Origin of the sequence: Ectopseudomonas toyotomiensis, from assembly GCF_900115695.1 — a bacterium.
In the GTDB taxonomy this organism is placed as follows: domain Bacteria; phylum Pseudomonadota; class Gammaproteobacteria; order Pseudomonadales; family Pseudomonadaceae; genus Aquipseudomonas; species Aquipseudomonas toyotomiensis.
In genome coordinates, this window is sequence record NZ_FOXK01000001.1 from 281,447 (window position 1) to 300,794 (window position 19,348).

The 19,348-nt window shown below is 62.4% G+C and carries 20 protein-coding genes and 2 tRNA genes; 9 read left to right on the plus strand and 13 right to left on the minus strand.

The window, feature by feature from the left end:
- The first annotated feature begins 20 nt into the window (after positions 1–20).
- On the plus strand, positions 21–1,775 hold the full coding sequence (locus BM186_RS01420; protein WP_074913193.1) for a bifunctional diguanylate cyclase/phosphodiesterase: 1,755 nt from the start codon (positions 21–23) through the stop codon (positions 1,773–1,775).
- Here the strand turns inward: BM186_RS01420 and BM186_RS01425 are convergent.
- The 3 genes from BM186_RS01425 to BM186_RS01435 are packed head-to-tail and all read right to left on the minus strand — an operon-like array spanning position 1,764 to position 2,927.
- Positions 1,764–2,249 carry an SEL1-like repeat protein gene (locus BM186_RS01425; protein ID WP_072422740.1) on the minus strand — a complete coding sequence of 162 codons (486 nt, stop codon included), beginning with the start codon at positions 2,247–2,249 and terminating at the stop codon, positions 1,764–1,766. The two genes, BM186_RS01420 and BM186_RS01425, sit on opposite strands and share 12 nt — an antisense overlap.
- Positions 2,242–2,607, minus strand: coding sequence for a hypothetical protein (locus BM186_RS01430; RefSeq protein ID WP_017677917.1), 366 nt, complete (start codon positions 2,605–2,607; stop codon positions 2,242–2,244). The genes BM186_RS01425 and BM186_RS01430 overlap by 8 nt, the downstream gene beginning before the upstream one ends.
- Positions 2,604–2,927 (minus strand): helix-turn-helix domain-containing protein, encoded by a 324-nt coding sequence (locus BM186_RS01435; RefSeq protein ID WP_072422741.1) that lies wholly within the window; start codon positions 2,925–2,927, stop codon positions 2,604–2,606. Before BM186_RS01435 ends, BM186_RS01430 begins: the two co-directional genes overlap by 4 nt.
- Positions 2,928–3,139: 212 nt before the next feature.
- Here BM186_RS01435 and BM186_RS01440 point away from each other — a divergent pair, with 212 nt between their 5' ends.
- Positions 3,140–3,877: a substrate-binding periplasmic protein gene (locus BM186_RS01440; RefSeq protein ID WP_238597162.1), complete on the plus strand. Its 738-nt coding sequence runs from the start codon at positions 3,140–3,142 to the stop codon at positions 3,875–3,877.
- Here the strand turns inward: BM186_RS01440 and BM186_RS01445 are convergent.
- The 4 genes from BM186_RS01445 to BM186_RS01460 all read right to left on the minus strand — a co-directional run bounded on the left by BM186_RS01445 (position 3,828) and on the right by BM186_RS01460 (position 5,678).
- Positions 3,828–4,271: a YkvA family protein gene (locus BM186_RS01445; protein ID WP_072422742.1), complete on the minus strand. Its 444-nt coding sequence runs from the start codon at positions 4,269–4,271 to the stop codon at positions 3,828–3,830. The genes BM186_RS01440 and BM186_RS01445 overlap by 50 nt on opposite strands.
- A gap of 335 nt (positions 4,272–4,606) precedes the next feature.
- The gene (locus BM186_RS01450) at positions 4,607–5,323 is read right to left on the minus strand and encodes a BamJ family beta-barrel-assembly machinery protein (protein ID WP_017677920.1); all 717 of its coding nucleotides are present in this window, start codon (positions 5,321–5,323) and stop codon (positions 4,607–4,609) included.
- A gap of 187 nt (positions 5,324–5,510) precedes the next feature.
- Positions 5,511–5,587 (minus strand) — tRNA-Asp (locus BM186_RS01455).
- A 15-nt stretch (positions 5,588–5,602) separates the two neighbouring features.
- A tRNA-Val gene (locus BM186_RS01460) sits at positions 5,603–5,678 on the minus strand.
- 304 nt (positions 5,679–5,982) lie between these two features.
- Here BM186_RS01460 and rdgC point away from each other — a divergent pair.
- Positions 5,983–6,903, plus strand: coding sequence for a recombination-associated protein RdgC (gene rdgC, locus BM186_RS01465; RefSeq protein ID WP_013714480.1), 921 nt, complete (start codon positions 5,983–5,985; stop codon positions 6,901–6,903).
- A 128-nt stretch (positions 6,904–7,031) separates the two neighbouring features.
- Here rdgC and edd read toward each other — a convergent pair whose 3' ends face one another.
- Entirely contained in the window at positions 7,032–8,855 is a 1,824-nt protein-coding gene (edd, locus tag BM186_RS01470) for a phosphogluconate dehydratase (RefSeq protein ID WP_074913195.1), read from the minus strand.
- Between the two features lie 130 nt (positions 8,856–8,985).
- Here edd and gap point away from each other — a divergent pair, with 130 nt between their 5' ends.
- Positions 8,986–9,987 carry a type I glyceraldehyde-3-phosphate dehydrogenase gene (gene gap, locus BM186_RS01475; protein WP_074913196.1) on the plus strand — a complete coding sequence of 334 codons (1,002 nt, stop codon included), beginning with the start codon at positions 8,986–8,988 and terminating at the stop codon, positions 9,985–9,987.
- Between the two features lie 13 nt (positions 9,988–10,000).
- A complete protein-coding gene (locus tag BM186_RS01480) occupies positions 10,001–10,465 on the plus strand; it encodes a methylglyoxal synthase (protein ID WP_017677924.1) in 465 nt (154 codons plus the stop codon).
- Between the two features lie 42 nt (positions 10,466–10,507).
- Here the strand turns inward: BM186_RS01480 and arfB are convergent, their stop codons facing one another.
- Positions 10,508–10,921 carry an alternative ribosome rescue aminoacyl-tRNA hydrolase ArfB gene (arfB, locus tag BM186_RS01485; RefSeq protein WP_074913198.1) on the minus strand — a complete coding sequence of 138 codons (414 nt, stop codon included), beginning with the start codon at positions 10,919–10,921 and terminating at the stop codon, positions 10,508–10,510.
- 131 nt (positions 10,922–11,052) lie between these two features.
- On the opposite strand from arfB, the gene BM186_RS01490 reads away from it, so the two are divergent.
- Together BM186_RS01490 and BM186_RS01495 are read left to right on the plus strand one after the other, a co-directional pair.
- Complete coding sequence (locus BM186_RS01490) at positions 11,053–12,117, plus strand: metal-dependent hydrolase (protein ID WP_074913200.1); 1,065 nt, start codon at positions 11,053–11,055, stop codon at positions 12,115–12,117.
- A 46-nt stretch (positions 12,118–12,163) separates the two neighbouring features.
- Positions 12,164–13,999 carry an ABC transporter ATP-binding protein gene (locus tag BM186_RS01495; protein ID WP_074913202.1) on the plus strand — a complete coding sequence of 612 codons (1,836 nt, stop codon included), beginning with the start codon at positions 12,164–12,166 and terminating at the stop codon, positions 13,997–13,999.
- A gap of 151 nt (positions 14,000–14,150) precedes the next feature.
- Here BM186_RS01495 and BM186_RS01500 read toward each other — a convergent pair whose 3' ends face one another.
- A complete protein-coding gene (locus BM186_RS01500) occupies positions 14,151–15,476 on the minus strand; it encodes a DEAD/DEAH box helicase (protein ID WP_074913204.1) in 1,326 nt (441 codons plus the stop codon).
- Positions 15,477–15,674: 198 nt separating this feature from the next.
- Between BM186_RS01500 and BM186_RS01505 the strand changes: the two genes are divergently transcribed.
- Together BM186_RS01505 and BM186_RS01510 are read left to right on the plus strand one after the other, a co-directional pair.
- Complete coding sequence (locus BM186_RS01505) at positions 15,675–16,079, plus strand: anti-virulence regulator CigR family protein (protein WP_074913206.1); 405 nt, start codon at positions 15,675–15,677, stop codon at positions 16,077–16,079.
- A 97-nt stretch (positions 16,080–16,176) separates the two neighbouring features.
- Positions 16,177–16,755 (plus strand): dihydrofolate reductase family protein, encoded by a 579-nt coding sequence (locus tag BM186_RS01510; protein WP_074913518.1) that lies wholly within the window; start codon positions 16,177–16,179, stop codon positions 16,753–16,755.
- Here BM186_RS01510 and rarD read toward each other — a convergent pair.
- From rarD to BM186_RS01525, 3 genes are all read right to left on the minus strand, one after another.
- A complete protein-coding gene (gene rarD / locus BM186_RS01515; RefSeq protein WP_074913208.1) occupies positions 16,742–17,647 on the minus strand; it encodes an EamA family transporter RarD in 906 nt (301 codons plus the stop codon). The genes BM186_RS01510 and rarD overlap by 14 nt on opposite strands.
- Positions 17,647–18,519, minus strand: coding sequence for a carboxylate/amino acid/amine transporter (locus tag BM186_RS01520; RefSeq protein ID WP_074913210.1), 873 nt, complete (start codon positions 18,517–18,519; stop codon positions 17,647–17,649). Before BM186_RS01520 ends, rarD begins: the two co-directional genes overlap by 1 nt.
- A 163-nt stretch (positions 18,520–18,682) precedes the next feature.
- Positions 18,683–19,282, minus strand: a complete 600-nt coding sequence (locus tag BM186_RS01525; protein ID WP_074913212.1) for an FMN-dependent NADH-azoreductase — start codon at positions 19,280–19,282, stop codon at positions 18,683–18,685.
- Positions 19,283–19,348: the final 66 nt, after the last annotated feature.

Below are 19,348 nucleotides of genomic sequence, written 5' to 3' on the forward strand. Positions count from 1 at the left end.
TCCGGCAGATCGAGAACACCATGACCGTCACCGAGCAGTTGAGCGCGCTGGGCAACATCCTCGCTCACGGCGACCTCAGTAGCCTGTTCCAACCTATCGTCTCGCTGTCCGAACAGCGCATTCTCGGCTATGAGGCCCTGACCCGTGGCCCCTCCAACAGCCCACTGCATTCGCCACTGACGTTGTTCGCCGTCGCCCGTCATGCAGGGCGCCTGAGCGAGCTGGAAATGGCTTGCCGCAAGAGCGCCTGCAGAGGCTTCAGCGCACAGGGCCTGGACGGCAAGCTGTTTCTCAACGTCTCGCCGGAATCGCTGCTCGACCCCAGCCATCAACCAGGGCGTACGCTGAAATTGCTGCAGGCTTTCGGTATTCCACCAAGCCAGGTGGTGATCGAACTCACCGAGCAGTCCCCCACCGAAGACTTCGCCCTGCTCGACAATGCCCTGCACCACTACCGTGCCATGGGCTTTTCCATCGCTCTGGATGACCTCGGCGCAGGCTACTCCAGCTTGCGTCTGTGGTCGGAGCTGCGCCCGGACTACGTGAAGATCGACCGCCACTTCATCGATGGCATTCATCAAGATGCAGTGAAGCGTGAGTTCGTCGGCTCGATCCTGAAGATGGCCGAGGCCTCGCGTGCTCAAGTGATCGCCGAAGGTATCGAACTGCCTGAAGAGCTGGCCGTACTGGCAGAGATGGGGGTCGACCTGGTGCAGGGCTATCTGCTCAGCAGGCCGCAGGAAAAGCCGCCACGCGATGCCCGGCAACTGCTGCCCCAGGTCCTGAGCAATCAGGTCAGCCTAAGTGAGGACAGCCATGACCTCAGCGCCCTGCTCAACGACCAGCCCGCGGTCGATCAGCACACGGCCATCGCTGAAGTGCTGGACGTATTTCGCGCCCAGGCCAACCTCAACTCCCTGGCCGTACTGGACACGCAACGCCAACCGGTCGGTATCGTCCACCGTCACTCGCTGTCCGAAGCGCTGCTCAAGCCCTTCGCCACCGATCTGTTCGCGCGCAAACCCATCAGTCGCCTGATGAGCCAGGACTTTCTCGCTGTGGAACTGACGCAGTCCCTGCAGAAGGTCAGTCGCCTGCTCACCAGCCGCGCGCGCCAGCGCATCGAGGAAGACTTCATCATCATCCAGAACGGACGTTACCTGGGCCTGGGCCGGGTCATCGACGTGCTCAAGCTGATCACCGAACAGAAGCTGCAGCAGGCCCGACATGCCAATCCGCTTACGCTGCTGCCGGGTAACGTACCTATCCAGCAATGCCTTGGCCGCCTGCTGCAGCAGCAACGCGAAGCTGCGGTGTGCTACGTGGATCTCGACAGCTTCAAACCCTTCAACGACCTCTACGGCTATGCCAAGGGCGACGAGGTGCTGCTGTGCCTGGCGCAATGCCTGAACGACCGGGTCGATCCGGCCCGCGACTTTGTCGGGCATATCGGCGGCGACGACTTCATGCTGGTACTTGGCTCGACAGACTGGCGCGAAAAACTTGGCAAGCTGATCGAGGATTTCCAGAATCAGTGCCGACGCTTTTACCGCGATGAGCACCTTCAGGCCGGCTGCTTCATTGCCCACAACCGCCACGGCCAGCGCCAGGAATATGCGCTGCTGTCACTGTCTATCGGCGTAGTGCACGTAAAAGAGGAAGATTGCGCCCAGCTCGATGCCTCGCGCCTGGCCGAACTGGCCTCCGAGGCCAAGCGCCAGGCCAAGGCCGTGCCTGGCTACAGCCTGCATATTCTGCAAGGCTCAACGGCCTGAGCGCGTAGCCTCGTTCGCCATGGCGGCATAGCGCTCGGCGACTTGCAGGTCTGCTTCCAGCCCGGGAGCACCGTCGCGATAGAGCTGACTCAGACGACTGGCCGCCAGAGGATGGCCGGCAGCCAACGCCATTTCCCACCAACCTACGGCTTGCGAGGCATCCGGCGCCTGCCGGGTATCGCCCCGCAGGGCCTGCACGCCTAACTGATAGGCGGCCTTGCCGTCACCGCCATTGGCGGCCAGGCGCAACAACCTCAGCCCTTCCTCACGCGCACCCAGGCCCTGCCCCCTGAACAGCAGAATATGGCCGTAAAAGCTCTGTGCCGCGCGGTCGCCGAGATTGGCCATGCGCCCGTACTGGCCCTGCATCCATTGCCACACACGTGGCTGACGCAGCGCCGCGGGCCAGTGAAACAGGCGCCGGGCCAGCCAGTAGCCAAGGCGTGCGCGCACCTGCCAGAGCAACCTAGACATCGGCGGGGTAGTCGAACTCGAACACCCTGACCACCTCGGCAGCGTGCCAGGATGCAGCTGCCACACCATCGGAAGCGCCACTGAAGCGTCCCAGGCTCGTCACGCAGTCGAAGAATCCGGTACGTGGCAGGCGACTGGCGCCCTGGCTGATCACCAGAGCGCTGCGCAACGGACGCTCGGCGCGAGCATCCAGCGCCGCCAGATGCTCCAGTGCAGCGGTCAGCGTCTGCATGGCCGGCGTGGGCAGATCGAGACGTTCGATCAGCGCGCGGTAGGTCAACAGATGACGCTGACGGCGAGCCTCGTCCAGCTCCGCCAGTAGCGCCTGCCAGTGTTGGCGACTTATACGTACGCTCAAGACCAGCCCTCCAAGCCCAGTTCCCAGGCCAGCGAGCGCATGATCGCGGCATCGGGTTGACGCTCGCCACTCTCGATCATCGCCAGGTAGTGCGGGCTGATCCCGACACTGCGCGCCAGGCTCTCTGCCGCCAGCCCCTTGGCCTCGCGCAGTGCACGCAGTTGATCGAGCGCTGGCCGCTTGGCCTCGACCGGCAGTTCAACGGCCTTGGGCTCTGCCGCTGGCTGGCGCCCTGCGGCCTGCAGCAAGGTCTGATACTCGGCCCATGGCAGCACCGCGTATTCGGGTTGGCCATCGCGAGCAATGATTTGCACACTCATGAGTCTCTCCGTTGGAAAGCAGGGCCGACGATCACGACCCCTTCCTTGCACGCGGCCATCTTAACAGGCGTGTAGCGCCTGGGGCGTGATCTATACTGCCGAGGTATCAGGTTCCCACACTGCGGCGTCAGCCGTATCTGCGCAGAAACGACCCCGTAAACCTGGGGTGGGGAGTCGCCTTGAGAAGGTCATGCGCATGGTCGCTCGGGTTGTTGAGCAACTTCTGTAGCGCCGAAAGCCTGATGTGGGGCTACGGTCCGGCCGACTCCATGCCTTATGTGGGCCTCGCACAACAGCAAGTGCGACACGGGTTGGCCTACCAGGTCAGTCAGGAAATAAGCAAACGCTTCGAGCTGCCCGTCGAGTTTGTCGAGACGCCCAACAATCGACTGGAACCCTATCTGCAACAGGGCCGCCTGCATCTGATCTGCAACACCAACCCCGAGTGGGTCAGCCAACCGCAGCAGTATCATTGGTCACCGGCACTTTATGACGAGCAGGACGTCCTGCTGCAGCGCATGGACCAACCAGAGCTGACCGGCCTTGCCAGTCTTTACGGCAAGGTGCTTGGCACCAGCCTCGGCTACATCTACAGCCAGCCCCTGATGAGCGCATTCAGCACTGGCCAGGTCGCCAGGCAGGACGTACGCGATCTGGATACCAGCCTGCACATGCTCGACAAGCAGCGCCTGGACGCGGTGATCGACATGCAGCGCAATCTGGCCTACAAGCTCGCTCAGCATCCGCAGATGCAGCTGCGCTTCAGCCCCTGGGTAGTGCAGCGCTATCAGGTCTACTGCGCGTACAGCAGCCACCTGCCCATCCCTGCAGATCGACTGGACGCCCTACTGCTGGAACTGCGCGATCGACGCATGATCGGCCAGTGGCTGGATGAAGCGCTCAGGAGTGCAATGGATCGACCCGCTCCGCTGTCGGCAGGTGCTCGATGAGCGCCAAACGTTCCGGGCTTTGTTTGTCGCGCCAAGCCCTGAAGGCTTCGAGCTCGCCATGCCAGGTGCGCATTACCCAGGCCAGCACGGCCAGGTCATCGACGAAACCGACCCCGACCAGCCAGTCGGGAATGGCATCGAAGGGGGTAATGAAGTACAGCAGCGCAGCCACCACCATCAACAGCGCCTGACTGCTGATCTGCCGGTACTCTCCCTTGAACCAGGCCAGACTGAGCGCACGCAGCAGTTGCAGGTCCTCTTTCAGAGCGGCGAAGCGTTGACCTTGTGGTGTGCGCTTGTCAGCCAGTGCGCGGAGCAACTCCGGCAACCGGCCTTCACGCAGGAAGCGGGCAGCCAGAGGCAGGTAACGCGTCAGTTTCCACGGTGTTTTCATTCGGCCTCCTCGGCAAGCCAGGCAGTATCAGGGCTTGCCTCGCTTATCCACCGAAGCTGTGGATAAATCTGTGCAAAGTCTTTCGACAAGCTTATCAAAGCCCCGTGGCATGGGGCCCGGGCTTAGATCGGATATTTTTTATACAGCATATAAAATCCATGAAAATCAACAAGTTGCTGATTGACATGAGCGCGACTCAGTTGTAGCTCAGACTTGTTAGGAATGTTTCCCATAATGTGCATAAGCGTAACACCCTGACCTCCACATCCTTGCTTACACCCCCCAGAAACGACAACGCCCCGTCAAGACGGGGCGTTGTAAACGAGTACCGAGTGTTACTGCTCGGTCGGCTCGGCTGCCTGATCCTTGATACCGATCAGTTCCAGGTCGAACACCAGTACCGAGTTGGCCGGAATGGCCGGGGATGGGCTCTGCTCGCCATAAGCCAGCTCGCTGGGGATGTACAGCTTGTACTTCTCACCGACGTGCATCAGCTGCAGGCCTTCGACCCAACCCGGGATCACGCCGCCAACCGGCAGATCGATGGGGCTACCGCGAGCGACGGAACTGTCGAATACACTGCCATCGGTCAGTTTGCCTTCATAGTGAACGGTCACTACGTCGCTTTCCTTCGGCTGTTCGCCGTCGGTTTTCTTGATCACTTCGTATTGCAGGCCAGAAGCGGTGGTGACCACACCTTCGCGCTTGCCGTTCTCTTCAAGGAATTTCTTGCCAGCTTCAGCGGCTTCCTTGTTCAGCGCAGTCATGCGCTCTTCAGCACGGTTCTGCAGGAAGGAGAAAGCCTCGATCATGTCTTCGTCCTTGATGCGCGGCTCCTTCTTCGCCAGCGCGTCCTCGATACCCTGAGCGACGGCCTTGGAATCCAGGTCATCCATGCCTTCCTCGGACAGACTACGCCCCATGTTCAGGCCAATGCCGTAGGAGGCTTTCTGCGCCGGGCTCTTGAGTTCGACTTCGCTGGTTTGCGAATCGCAACCGGCAAGCACCAGGCCCACCAGGGCAACCGCTGCCGCCAAACGATGCTGTTTCATGCTTGTTCCTTGTAGATGCGCCCGAAGGCCGTCGAGTGAAAGCGCGAGCTTAGCAGTACGCCGCAATCACTGGCTACGGCATAGGAGCCGAGCAATGCGCATAAGTTCAAGCAAACAAAGGATTTTTTCGAAGATTTCAGCGTATGCCGAAGCGTTGTCACAGGAGGGGATGAAGCGAGGAGAAGAATGGCGCAGCGGACGGGACTCGAACCCGCGACCCCCGGCGTGACAGGCCGGTATTCTAACCGACTGAACTACCGCTGCGCGTAACTGCGAGATTGGTGGGTGATGACGGGATCGAACCGCCGACCCTCTGCTTGTAAGGCAGATGCTCTCCCGGCTGAGCTAATCACCCTTCACTCTCGAAGTGGGGCGCATTCTAGAGAGCGATCCGGACCTTGGCAAGCCCTCTTCGCAAAAAAATTTATCGCCGCAGCAAGAACTTAGGCGAGGCCAGCGAATTTCCTCAGTGGCTCGTTGTCAGGGTTGGCCTGAGCACGCCAGCGGAGAATAATGCGCGCTCTGTGCCGGCGGAGCGATCATGATCCTGTTGATGGCCCGCCACCTTCATCCGTCGCTGCGCGCCGGCTTTCCCCAACGGGAGAGCGCAAGGACGGCGCCAACCTGCGACCTCATCATCAATGGAGAATCAACCGCTCATGTGGTTTCGTAACCTGCTGGTCTACCGCCTCACCCAGGACATTCCTTTCGACGCCGAAGCACTGGAGACCGCACTGGCCAGCAAGCCGGCACGTCCCTGCGCCAGCCAGGAGCTGACCACCTACGGTTTCACCGCCCCCTTCGGCAAAGGCGCCGATGCTCCGCTGGTGCATGTCAGCGGTGATTTCCTGCTGATCGGCGCACGCAAGGAAGAGCGCATCCTGCCGGGTTCGGTCGTGCGCGACGCGCTGAAAGAGAAGGTCGACGAAATCGAAAACACCCAGATGCGCAAGGTGTACAAGAAAGAGCGCGACCAGATCAAAGATGAGATCGTCCAGGCCTTCCTGCCGCGCGCCTTCATCCGCAAATCCGGCACCTTCGCCGCCATCGCGCCGAAACAGGGCCTGATTCTGGTCGACAGCGCCAGCGCCAAGAAGGCCGAGGACCTGCTCTCCACCCTGCGTGAAGCCATCGGCTCGCTGCCGGTGCGCCCGCTGTCGGTGAAGATCGCGCCCACCGCCACCCTCACCGACTGGCTGAAGAACCAGAGTGCTGCCGAAGGCTTCTTCGTCCTCGACGAGTGCGAGCTGCGTGACACCCACGAGGACGGCGGCGTGGTGCGCTGCAAGCGCCAGGATCTGACCAGCGAGGAAATCCAGCTGCACCTGTCCACCGGCAAGCAGGTCACCCAACTGTCGCTGGCCTGGCAGGACAAGCTGTCGTTCGTGCTCGACGACAAGCTGACCATCAAGCGCCTGCGTTTCGAGGACGTGCTGCAGGAGCAGGCCGAACAGGACGGCGGTGACGACGCCCTGGCTCAACAGGACGCCAGCTTTATCCTGATGATGATGACCCTGGTGGAATTCCTGCCGGAGCTGTTCACCGCACTTGGCGGCGAAGAAATTCCGCAGGGCATCTAAGGCAAGACGCAGGCCTGAACAGGTAGGAGCGGCGCCCCGCCGCGAATCAGGGCGGGGCGCACTGTGAGAAGCCTCCCGGAGGCGGGGCTGCTACCAAAGGCAGCTTTGGAAGCCTTATCCGATCGACCTCAGACCAGTGACTCGAGACTTTCGGTAAAGGCACTGGCGCCCTGCTCGGCCGAACTGAAGTTGTGGCGCATAAAGGCGAACAGCTCGCGCCCACAACCAATCGCCTGCGCAGGCCGCGCGGCCGGCTCGCGCGCTGCGAATTCGGCCTCGTCGATCTGCAGCAGCAATTCTCCCGTCGTACCATCGAGGCGTATCAGATCGCCGTCACGCACCCGCGCCAGCGGCCCGCCATCGAAAGCCTCCGGGCAGACATGAATGGCTGCCGGGATCTTGCCCGAGGCACCGGACATGCGCCCGTCGGTGACCAGTGCCACCTTGAAGCCGCGATCCTGCAGCACACCCAGGTAAGGCGTCATCTTGTGCAGTTCCGGCATGCCATTGCTGCGCGGCCCCTGAAAACGCACCACGGCGACAAAATCGCGCTCCAGCTTGCCGGCCTTGAAGGCTTCGACCAGATCCAGCTGATCCTCGAACACCAGCGCCGGCGCTTGCACTACCTGATGCTCGGGTGCCACCGCAGACACCTTCATCACCCCACGACCAAGGTTGCCCTGCATCAAGCGCAGGCCGCCTTCTGCCGAGAACGGCCGCGCCACGGGGCGCAGCACGCTTTCCTCCAGACTTTCGGTCGGACCGTCGCGCCAGACCAGCTTGCCGTCTTCGAGGAAGGGCTCGCGGGTGTAGCGCGACAGGCCACGTCCGGCCACGGTGTTGACCTCTTCATGTAGCAAGCCGGCGTCGAGCAACTGACGGATCAGGAAGGCCATGCCGCCTGCGGCCTGGAAGTGATTGATGTCGGCCTTGCCATTGGGGTAGACGTGGGCCAGAGTCGGCACCACTTCGGACAGGTCGGCCATGTCCTGCCAGGTCAGCAGAATGCCGGCGGCGCGGGCGATTGCCGGCATGTGCAGGGTATGGTTGGTGGAGCCACCAGTGGCATGCAGGGCAACGATGGAGTTGACCAGGCAACGCTCGTCGACGATCTCGCCGATGGGCATGAAACTCCCGCTCTGCTTGGTCAGGCGCGTGACCTGCTGCGCGGCCTCACGGGTCAGCGCATCACGCAGCGGCGTACCCGGATTGATGAAGGATGCGCCCGGCAGGTGCAGGCCCATCACCTCCATCAGCAACTGATTGGTATTGGCCGTGCCATAAAAGGTACAGGTGCCCGGCCCGTGATAGGCGGCCATTTCCGCAGCCAGCAGCTCGTCGCGAGTCGCCTTGCCCTCCGCGTAGCGCTGGCGCACATCGGCTTTCTCCTTGTTGGACAGCCCCGAGGTCATGGGGCCGGCCGGCACGAACATGGATGGCAGATGACCGAAGCGCAGCGCGCCCATCACCAGCCCCGGCACGATCTTGTCGCACACCCCCAGATAAAGAGCGGCGTCGAACATGTTGTGCGACAGCGCCACGGCGGTGGACATCGCGATCACCTCACGACTGGCAATGCCCAGCTCCATGCCCGGCTCACCCTGCGTGACGCCATCGCACATGGCCGGCACGCCACCGGCGAACTGCCCCACCGAGCCCAACTCGCGAAGGGCCTGCTTGATCTGTTCGGGAAAGGTTTCGTAAGGCTGATGGGCCGACAACATGTCGTTGTAGGCGGACACAATGGCTACGTTGGCCGCATCCATCAGGCGCAGGGTCTGCTTGTCGTGACCGCTGCAACCGGCGACGCCGTGAGCGAAGTTGGCACACTGCAGCTTGCCACGTTGCGGCCCCTCACTGGAGGCCGCACGGATCATCTCAAGGTAGCGCTGGCGCGTGGCGCGGCTGCGCTCGACAAGACGTTCGGTAACTTCAACAACGCGGGGATGCATGGGAAATCTCCAGGCTAGCTTCTAGCGTCTGTTCGTATTTACAACAAAATACTGCCACTCAACGGGCTTGATTTCTAGAGCAATGGGAATAATCTTGTAATTACAACAACAAATTGACGAGACCGTCACCATGACACTACGCATCGCCATCAATGGCTTCGGCCGTATCGGTCGCAACGTGCTACGCGCACTCTATACCCAGAATTATCGCCAGCACCTGCAGGTCGTGGCGATCAACGACCTGGGCGACAGCGCGATCAATGCCCACCTGTTGCAATATGACAGCGTCCACGGCCATTTCCCTGAAGAAGTTAAAGTGGACGGCGAAAGCCTGTGGATCAAGGGTGACCGCATCGCTGTCAGCGCCATTCGCAATCCGGCCGAGCTGCCCTGGAAAACTCATCAGGTCGATGTGGTGCTCGAATGCACCGGGCTGTTCACCGAACGTGACAAGGCCGCCGCGCACCTCGCGGCCGGCGCACACAAGGTGCTGATCTCCGCGCCTGCCAAGGGTGCCGACGCTACCGTGGTATATGGCGTCAACGAGCAGGTGCTGACACCTGACATGCAGATCATCTCCAACGCCTCCTGCACCACCAACTGCCTGGCGCCGATGGCGCAGGTGCTGCATCGCGAACTGGGCATCGAACAGGGGCTGATGACCACCATTCACGCCTATACCAACGACCAGAACCTGTCCGACGTTTACCACAGCGATTTGTACCGTGCGCGTTCAGCGACCCAGTCGATGATCCCGACCAAGACCGGTGCCGCCGAAGCGGTCGGCCTGGTAATGCCGGAGCTGGCAGGCAAGCTCACCGGCATGGCCGTGCGGGTGCCGGTGATCAACGTGTCGCTGGTCGACCTAACTGTGCAGGTCAAGCGCGAGACCACTGCCGAGGAAATCAACGCCCTGCTCAAGGCCGCCAGCGAGAAGTCCCCGGTGCTGGGCTACAACGCGCTGCCGCTGGTGTCCTGCGATTTCAACCACAACCCGCTGTCATCGATCTTCGATGCCAACCACACCAAGGTCAGCGGCAGGCTGCTCAAGGTCATGGCCTGGTATGACAACGAATGGGGCTTCTCCAACCGCATGCTGGACAACTGCCTGGTTCTGGCCCGTCTGCACTGAACGAGGAGGCTCGATGAGCCGTATCAGCTTCACCCATGCCCAATTGCCGGCACGCAAGCGCATCGCCCTGGTGGCGCACGACCACTGCAAAGGCTTCCTGCTGGACTGGTGCGAGCGTCAGCGCGACAAACTGGCTCGCCATGAACTGGTGGCAACTGGCACCACCGGCCTGCTTTTGAGCAAGCGTCTGGATTTGCCGGTGGAAAGCATGATCAGCGGCCCGCTGGGCGGCGACCAGCAGATCGGCGCGCGCATCGCCGAACAGCGCGTGGACATGCTGGTGTTCTTCTGGGACCCCTTCGAGCCACAGCCACACGACCCGGATATCAAGGCACTGCTGCGTGTGGCGGCGGTGTGGAACATCCCGGTAGCCTGCAACGAGAGCAGCGCCGACTACATGCTCAGCAGCAGCCTGCTGGAACAGCAGCACGAATACCGTATTCCTGACTATCAGGCTTATCTGGCAGCACGCGGCTAGGGTGTCGCTATCCTTCGCGGCGCCTGGCTGCCGGGCACGCGACTAGAAATCCACCTTACCCCGCCCCGCCTTGATCGCCCCGCGCTTGCTCTTGCCGTCCAGACGGCGTTTTTTCGAGCCGAGGGTCGGTTTGGTCGGGCGGCGTTTCTTTTCCACCTTGCCGGCGCTGCGGATCAACTCGGCAAGGCGCTCGAGGGCGTCGGCGCGATTCTGCTCCTGGGTGCGGTACTGCTGCGCCTTGATGATCACCACGCCGTCGGCGGTGATACGGCTGTCAGCAAGCGTCAGCAGACGCTCCTTGTAAAAGGGCGGCAACGACGAGGCCTGACTGTCGAAGCGCAGATGCACGGCACTGGACACCTTGTTGACGTTCTGCCCACCTGCGCCCTGGGCACGGATGGCGGTCAGTTCGATTTCATCATCGGGAAGGTGAACACTGTTGGAGACGATCAGCATGGCCATGATTTCTTGAAAGGCATGGGCATCAGGATACCCGCCACAGCTGTAATCTTTGCTTGAAATTTCCCCACGGCATTCGCTCGGCACCTCGGCTAACGTAGCGGCCTGTCTTTTTTCGGAAGCACTCGATGGACTCCATAACCCAGGCGGTACTTGGCGCCAGTATCCAGGGCGCATTGCTCGGTCGCTGGCAGGGGCGCAAGGCACTGCTTTACGGCGCGCTGCTCGCCACCGTTCCCGATCTGGACGTGGTCATGGAATACGGCGATGCCGTGGCCAACATGACCTACCATCGCGGTTTCAGCCACTCGCTATTCGTCCTCAGCGGCTTTGCCCTGCTGCTGACCTGGCTGGCCAGACGCTTTCGCCCTCACCCCGGTTACTCGGCCAATCGCCTGCTGCTGACGCTGTGGCTGGTGCTGATCACCCATCCCTTGCTGGACGCCTTCACCAGCTACGGTACCCAGCTGTTCTGGCCGCTGATGCCGACACCCACGGCCTGGTCGAGCCTGTTCATCATCGACCCGATGTATACCGTGCCGCTGATAGCAGCGGTGGTGATCAGCCTGTTCACCGGCCTGCGCGAGCAGAGTTGGCGCGTACCGGCCGTGGCGCTGGCCGTATCGACGCTGTACATCGGTTTCAGCCTGGCCGGCAAATTCATGGCCGAGCAACGTGTAGAGCGCGAGCTGGCGCGCCAGGGCATCCAGGCCGAACAGCTGTTCACCACACCGACGCCGCTCAACACCCTGCTGTGGCGGGTCATCGTGCTCGATGGCGAGGACTACCACGAAGCCCTGGTCGGCTGGTTCGATGATAAGCCGCCGCAACTGCAACGCCTGCCGCGCGGCACGCACCTGCGCGAGCAACTGACAGACTCGACCATGCACCAGCGGCTGGAGTGGTTCACCGGCGGCGTGCTGCGCTACGACCAGGTGGGTGAGCGTTTGATCGTCACCGACCTGCGTCTGGGCATGACCGGCTTTCATCCCTTCCGCTTCGACTTCGCCCGCCTGCAGGACGGCCAATGGCAGGTGTACGAGCGCATCGACCGCCTGCCCTTCGAACGCGGCGAAGCCGAACATCTGGCCCTGCTGTTCAAGCGCATCTGGCAACCGCAGCTGGAGATTCCACTGCTGGCCTGGGCCGGCGAGTTGCAGAAACCGCTTTTAACTGAGACTCGCTCGCACTGACAGCGTTACTATCGGCGTCCACTCTTATTGAGGCAGGACGCCTGCAATGCTGTTTCGCCGCTTCGAATCCCTGATCGACGTCTTCAGACCAAGCCCCGACGTCGCCCCGCCAACCGGCATGCTGCGCTTCTACGGCCACTACCTGAAACAGGTGTGGCCGCTGATGCTGGCAGTGCTGATCATCGGCTTCTTCGCCGCCCTGATCGAGGTCGCGCTGTTCAGCTTCCTCGGCCAGTTGATCGACATGGCCCAGGCCAGCACGGATGCCAGCAGTTTCTTCAGCGAGCACCAGAGCGAGCTGTGGTGGATGCTGCTGGTGGCGCTGATCATCCGCCCCGTGGTGTTCGGCCTGCACAACCTGCTCACGCACCAGGCAGTCAATCCGGGCCTGACCAACCTGATTCGCTGGCAGAACCACCGCTACGTGCTCAAGCAGAGCCTGAGCTTCTTCCAGAACGACTTCGCCGGGCGCATTGCCCAGCGCGTGATGCAGACCGGCCCTTCGCTGCGTGACTCGGCCATGCAGGTGATCGACGCACTGTGGCATGTGGTGGTCTATGCCGGCAGCGCGCTGTACCTGTTCGCCGCCGCCGATCTGCGCCTGGTGGTGCCGCTGTCGCTGTGGATAGTCGGCTACAGCGCGGCGCTCTGGTACTTCGTGCCGCGCATCAAGGCGCGATCGGCGGCCGCTTCCTCGGCGCGCTCGAAGGTCATGGGGCGCGTGGTCGATGGTTACAGCAACATCGCCACGCTCAAGCTGTTCGCCCACTCGCAGGAAGAGGAAAGCTACGCCCGCGAAGCCATGCAGGATCTGCTCGACAAGTTCCGCCTGCAGTCACGCACCATCACTGCCCTGGATTTTCTCATCACCTGCCTCAACGGCGTGCTGATCGTCGGCACCGGTGCGCTGGCCCTGTGGCTGTGGAGCCAATCACTGATCACCACCGGTGCCATCGCCCTGGCGCTGGGCCTGGTGATCCGCATCAACAACATGGCCGAATGGATCATGTGGGTGGTCAACGGCATCTTCGAGAACGTCGGCACCGTGCAGGACGGCATGCAGAGCATCGTTCAACCACGCCAGGTGCTCGACCGCGCAGATGCCAAACCGCTGCAGGTGACGCAGGGCGGCGTGCGTTTCGAGGACATCCACTTCCACTACGGCAAGAAAGGCGGCGTGATCAGCGGCCTGGAAATCGCCATAGAACCCGGCGAGAAAATCGGTCTGGTCGGCCCTTCCGGCGCCGGCAAGTCGACCCTGGTCAACCTGCTGCTGCGCCTGTACGACCTGGAAAGCGGACGCATCCTGATCGACGATCAGGACATCGCCACGGTGACCCAGGAAAGCCTGCGCGCCAACATCGGCGTGGTGACCCAGGACACTGCCCTGCTGCACCGTTCGATCCGTGACAACCTGCGCTACGGCAAACCCGGCGCCAGCGACGACGAGCTCTGGGAGGCAGTACGCAAGGCCCGCGCCGATGCCTTCATCCCCACCCTCGATGACAGCCAGGGCGGACGCGGCATGGATGCTCAGGTCGGTGAACGCGGCGTGAAGCTGTCCGGTGGCCAGCGTCAGCGCATTGCCATCGCCCGCGTGCTGCTCAAGGACGCGCCGATCCTGGTGCTGGACGAAGCTACCTCAGCACTCGACTCGGAAGTGGAAGCGGCGATTCAGGAAAGCCTGGACAGCCTGATGGAAGGCAAGACGGTGATCGCCATCGCTCATCGCCTGTCGACCATCGCACGGATGGATCGGCTGGTGGTGATCGATCAGGGGCAAGTCATCGAAACCGGTACCCACGCCGAGCTGATCGCACACGGAGGCCTGTATGCGCGCCTATGGCAGCATCAGACCGGTGGTTTCGTTGGGGTGGAATAAGGGAACTCCCCTCTCCCGCGCGGGAGAGGGGCCGGGGGAGAGGGTATGCCAGACAGCTCCGAGTTGACTGAACAACCCTCTCCCCAGCCCTCTCCCATAAATGGGAGAGGGGGCAGACCGTGCCTAAACGAAGCTATTTAGCCCAGCAGAACTATTCAGCAGCGGGCTTCTTGCGCTTGAGCGGCGCACTGCCATCGGCGCTGACCAGCACAGAAGGTTTGCCAGCCGGACGCGGGCCGGTCTTGCGCTTGGAGGCGGTGGTTTTCTTCGGGTCTTTCTTCTCGGTCTTTTTCTTCTTGCTGCCAGCTGCCTTACCGGACGCCTTGAGGTTCTTCGGCCCCTGGTAGATGCCTTTCAGCTCCTTGATGGTGCGACGCTCGAAACGCTGTTTGAGGTAGCGCTCGATGCTCGACATCAGGTTCCAATCGGTGTGGCAGATCAGCGATACCGCCAGGCCTTCGCCCCCGGCGCGGCCGGTACGGCCGATGCGGTGCACGTACTCATCGCCGGAACGCGGCATGTCGAAGTTGATCACCAGATCCAGGCCTTCGACGTCCAGACCGCGCGCGGCCACGTCGGTGGCCACCAGAACCTTGACGGCTCCCTGGCGCAGGCGGTCGATGGCCAGCTTGCGATCCTTCTGGTCCTTCTCGCCATGCAGCACGAACGCCTTGACCCCGGCGGTCACCAGCTTGCCGTAGAGACGATCGGCCTGCACACGGGTGTTGGTGAAGACGATAGCCTTGTCATAGGCCTCGTTGGTCAGCAACCAGTCGACCAGTTGCTCCTTGTGGTAGTTATGGTCGGCCGTGATGATCTGCTGGCGAGTACCCTCATTGAGCTGGCTGACGCTGTTGAGCATCAGGTGCTGCGGGTCCTTGAGCACCTTGGCGACCATCTCGCGCAGGCCATTGCCGCCGGTGGTAGCGGAGAACAGCAGGGTCTGGTGCGGGCCGCAGGCCTCGGCCAGGCGCTGGGCGTCCTCGGCGAAGCCCATGTCGAGCATACGGTCGGCCTCGTCGAACACCAGTACCTCGACCTCGTTCAGCGGCAGGTTGCCGGCGTTGGCGTGCTCGATCAGACGGCCCGGCGTGCCGATCAGAATATCGATCTTGCGCATCATCGCGGCTTGCACCTTGAAGTCCTCGCCACCGGTCACCAGGCCGGCCTTGAGGAAGGTGAACTGAGCGAAGCGTTCGACTTCCTTCAGCGTCTGCTGCGCCAACTCGCGGGTCGGTAGCAGGATCAGTGCACGAATGCTCACGCGCTGCTGCGAGCTGCCATCACCGAGCAGGCGATTGAGCAACGGCAGGACGAAAGCGGCGGTCTTGCCACTGCCGGTCTGGGCGATCACCCGCAGGTCCTTGCCCTCCAGCGCAGGCGGAATCGCTGCCGCCTGCACCGGAGTCGGCTCGACGAAGTTAAGCTCGGCCACGGCTTTCAGCAGGCGTTCATGCAGGGCGAATTGGGCAAACACGGGGGCACTACCTCAAAGAAATCGACAAAACGATGCATAGCCTAACGGTTTCCGCCGTCGGGGCCGAATTTCTTTGCATGAAACTCGCGTTCAGGCGACGACGGACGGCTGTCTGGAGTCGCTATCCGGCAGGAGCGGGCCGGAACCGGGAGCGCGCGCCGGATATCCAATCTGTATCCACCCGAAGAGCGCTGCCCCATGCCCATGAAATCCCAGACCACTCTCAGTATCGGCCTGTGCGTCCTGTTGGCCGCGTCGCCAGTGCTTGCCAACCCGCCTCCCGGCAAAGGCAAACCGGGCCAGCATGATGGCGTCCAGATCGATCTGCGCGGCCCGACCGTGGATGTTGGAAGGGTGCGCATCATCCTCGGCGACAATCGTCAGTTGATCGGCCCGACCTCCTCCCTGCCACCGGGCATCTCCAAGAACCTGGCTCGCGGCAAACCGCTGCCACCGGGTATCGCCAAGAACTTCGACAGCCGCCTGATCTCGCGCCTGCCCTATTACGAGGGCTACGAATGGAAGCAGATCGGCCGTGACGTGGTGCTGGTCGCCATCGCGACCGGGATCGTCTACGAAATCCTGCGCAACGTTCTCGACTGAGAGACTATGCGCGGCCATCCGACAAGCGGTACGGCGCACGACGAACTTGTCTCGGCGGCGCCACTCCAATTTTCAGATGGCCCGCCGAGGTGCAATGATGAACCCGTCACTGATCTATCACGTCACTTCGAGCCTCGATGGCTACATCGCTCGCCCCGATGGGCGCATCGACTGGTTCGACTCGCTACGCCAGGCCGATGAAGAATATGCCTTTCAGTACTTCTACTCCGGCATCAACGCACTGCTGATGGGCCGAGGTACTTACGAGGCCCTCCTCAAGCGCGGTGGCCCATGGCCCTACCTCGGCAAGCCCTGCGTGGTGCTGACTCGCCTCGCCCTGCCGCGCGCCGCAGACGAAATCCAGCTGACCCACTGCACACCCGCTCAAGCGGTGGCGGCATTGAACGAAGCCGGCTTCCAGCGTATCTGGCTGGTCGGTGGCAGCCTGCTGGCAGGTAACTGCTACACCGCCGGGCTGATCGACGAGGTGGTGATCAATCTGGTGCCGCACCTGCTCGGCGCCGGTATCCCGTTGCTGGCCACGGGCATGGAACGCAGCCTGACCCTGAGCGACCAGCGCCGCTTCAACAGTGGCACCCTGCAGGTGCATTATCGGGTGCAGAAGCAGGCCAATGTGCCGACGCAGATCCCCGCGCCGCGTATCAACGTGGCCTGATGCTCTCGCGCTGCTGCTTGCGCAGCAGCCGAGCGCTGTCCCAGCCAACCAGCAGCACAGCTCCCCAGATCGGCAGATAGGTCAGCCATTGCCCGCTGTCGAAGCGCTCGCCCAGCACCAGCAGCGCCACGGCGAACAACAGCACCGGCTCGACATAACTGAGAATGCCGAACAGCCCCAAGGGCAACAACCGGCTCGATGCCATGTAAGCGGCGAACGCCAGGGTGCCGATCAACGCCATCACCGGTACCAGCAGCCATAGCAAGGGACGATCGCTGAACGCCCCAACCGGGCCGTATGCGATGATCAGCCAGATCGCCAACGGTGCCAGCACCAGCATCTCCAGCACGAAACCGGACAAGGCATCCAGGCGCATCCAGCGGCGCAGCATGAAATAAGGCGGGTAACCCAGTGCGGTGATCAGCGTCAGCCAGGAAAACGCCTGGGTACGCCACAACTCGTGCAGCACGCCGAGCATGGCGCAGGTCACCGCCAACTGCTGCAGCGGGCGCAGGCGCTCGCCGTAGAACAGCCTACCGGTCAGCACCATCGCCAACGGCAGCAGGAAGTAGCCCATGGACACTTCCAGCATGTGCCCGGCCAATGGCGCCCAGAGAAACAGCCCCCACTGCACGCCGATCAGCGCCGCTGCCAGCGGGCAGGCGGCCAACAACAGCGGCTCGCGACGCAGACGCACGAAGGTCTCGCGCAGCAAGCTGGTCTGCCGCGCCAGCAGTACCAGCAGCAAGACCAGGGGAATCGACCAGAGCACACGCTGAGCGAATATCTGCACGCCATCGAGCGGCGTCAGCCACTGCACGTAGCCAGGCAACACGGCAAACAGCATCGACGCGCCAACCGATAACGCCACACCCCGCCCGGACAGTTGCATCAGTGCACCTCGGCAGGCGTACGACGCGTGCGCCCCAGACTGACCAGCGGTAGCGAAGCGGCAATCACCACACCGCCCAAGGCCAGGCGCAACAGGTCAGCGTCGTGATTCCAGATCAGCAGATTGACCAGCAAGCCGGCAGGCACCAGTGCGTTGTTCATCACCGCCAGGGTGCCGCCATCGACCAGGCTGGCGCCTTGGTTCCACCAGTACAGTCCCAATCCGGACGCCACCACACCGAGCCAGACCAGCACGCTCCACTGCAGTGCGGTGTTCGGCAGTCGCTCGCCGTTGCCCAGCAGCAGGAAGGCGGGCAGCGCAATCAGCAGCGCGCCCAGGTAGAAGAAACCAAAGCGCTTGTATTGCGGCTCGGTGGAAGGGTGTTTGAGCAGCAGATGCTTGTACAGCACCTGCCCGGCGGCGAAGGTGAAGTTGGCCACCTGCAGCAACAGGAAACCGAGCAAAAAGCCGCTGCTGATACCGTCGTAGCGGATGATCCCGGCGCCCAGCACCGCGACCAGCGCAGCCAGTAGTGCCCAGGGGTTGAATCGGCGATTGAGGGCATCCTCGATCAGCGTCACATGCAGCGGCGTGAGGATGGTGAACAGCAGCACCTCCGGCACCGTGAGCACCGAGAAACTCAGGTACAGGCAGACATAGGTGATGCCGAACTGCAGGGCACCGATCAGCAGCATGCCGCGCACGAACGCCGGAGCATGACCGCGCCAACGGGTCAGCGGCACGAACAGCAAGCCGGCAATGACGATGCGCGTCAGCACCGCAAAATAGCTGTCGACCCGACCGGCCAGGTACTCACCGATCAGGCTGAAGGAAAACGCCCACAGCAGGGTCACTATCAGCAGATATCGCACAGCCACCTCCCAAGGAAGGCGGCGACCTTAGCGCGTTCCCCTGCGCCGGACAATCCATGCGCCGGACTGCGCTGTCCAGCCAGATAAAAAAGCCGGCCACTTCGTCACGAAGCGACCGGCATAGCACGCCCACTAGCGGGCGCTCAGGAGAGTCGGATCGGCATCAGGCCACTTCAGCCAGCTTGGCCTTGGCCTGGGCCAGGCCTTTTTCGCTGAACTCGGCGCCCAGGTTCAGGCCTTCGGCATGGATGAACTGCACGTCATGGATACCGATAAAGGCCAGTGCCTGGCGCAGGTAGGGCTCCTGATGATCCAGCGCGCTACCGGCGTAGATACCACCACGGGCGGTGAGCACGAAGGCACGCTTGCCGGTCAGCAGGCCCTGGGGGCCGGTTTCGGTGTACTTGAAGGTGACGCCGGCGCGCAGCACATGATCCAGCCAGGCCTTGAGGGTACTGGGGATGGCGAAGTTGTACATCGGCGCGGCCAGCACCAGTACATCGGCAGCCAGCAACTCATCGGTGAGTTGATTGGAGCGGGCCAGGGCAGCCTTCTCGGCATCATTCTGCTGCTCGCTCGGAGTCATCCAGCCACCCAGCAGCGTGGCGTCGAGATGCGGTACCGGCTCGACCGCCAGATCACGCACCTGGACCTGGTCAGCCGGGTGCGCAGCCTGCCAGTTGGCGATGAACTGCTGGGTCAGTTCGCGGGAGACCGAACCTTGCTGGCGGGCGCTGCTTTCGATTACGAGAATACGGGACATGTCTGAGGCTCCATCGAGGTGGTTACGAGTCGATGGAACACAGAGTAGAGATACGACTTTCGATTA

What these genes read in the sequence shown, in the direction of transcription:
- BM186_RS01435 (WP_072422741.1), bottom strand. Translation starts at nt 2,927, where the DNA reads ATGAGTGTGCAAATCATTGCTCGCGATGGCCAACCCGAATACGCGGTG.
- BM186_RS01445 (WP_072422742.1), bottom strand. Translation starts at nt 4,271, where the DNA reads ATGAAAACACCGTGGAAACTGACGCGTTACCTGCCTCTGGCTGCCCGC.
- BM186_RS01420 (WP_074913193.1), top strand. Translation starts at nt 21, where the DNA reads ATGACCGTCACCGAGCAGTTGAGCGCGCTGGGCAACATCCTCGCTCAC.
- BM186_RS01495 (WP_074913202.1), top strand. Translation starts at nt 12,164, where the DNA reads ATGCTGTTTCGCCGCTTCGAATCCCTGATCGACGTCTTCAGACCAAGC.
- BM186_RS01425 (WP_072422740.1), bottom strand. Translation starts at nt 2,249, where the DNA reads ATGTCTAGGTTGCTCTGGCAGGTGCGCGCACGCCTTGGCTACTGGCTG.
- BM186_RS01510 (WP_074913518.1), top strand. Translation starts at nt 16,177, where the DNA reads ATGAACCCGTCACTGATCTATCACGTCACTTCGAGCCTCGATGGCTAC.
- rdgC (WP_013714480.1), top strand. Translation starts at nt 5,983, where the DNA reads ATGTGGTTTCGTAACCTGCTGGTCTACCGCCTCACCCAGGACATTCCT.
- BM186_RS01480 (WP_017677924.1), top strand. Translation starts at nt 10,001, where the DNA reads ATGAGCCGTATCAGCTTCACCCATGCCCAATTGCCGGCACGCAAGCGC.
- arfB (WP_074913198.1), bottom strand. Translation starts at nt 10,921, where the DNA reads ATGCTGATCGTCTCCAACAGTGTTCACCTTCCCGATGATGAAATCGAA.
- rarD (WP_074913208.1), bottom strand. Translation starts at nt 17,647, where the DNA reads ATGCAACTGTCCGGGCGGGGTGTGGCGTTATCGGTTGGCGCGTCGATG.
- BM186_RS01525 (WP_074913212.1), bottom strand. Translation starts at nt 19,282, where the DNA reads ATGTCCCGTATTCTCGTAATCGAAAGCAGCGCCCGCCAGCAAGGTTCG.
- BM186_RS01505 (WP_074913206.1), top strand. Translation starts at nt 15,675, where the DNA reads ATGCCCATGAAATCCCAGACCACTCTCAGTATCGGCCTGTGCGTCCTG.
- BM186_RS01490 (WP_074913200.1), top strand. Translation starts at nt 11,053, where the DNA reads ATGGACTCCATAACCCAGGCGGTACTTGGCGCCAGTATCCAGGGCGCA.
- BM186_RS01450 (WP_017677920.1), bottom strand. Translation starts at nt 5,323, where the DNA reads ATGAAACAGCATCGTTTGGCGGCAGCGGTTGCCCTGGTGGGCCTGGTG.
- edd (WP_074913195.1), bottom strand. Translation starts at nt 8,855, where the DNA reads ATGCATCCCCGCGTTGTTGAAGTTACCGAACGTCTTGTCGAGCGCAGC.
- gap (WP_074913196.1), top strand. Translation starts at nt 8,986, where the DNA reads ATGACACTACGCATCGCCATCAATGGCTTCGGCCGTATCGGTCGCAAC.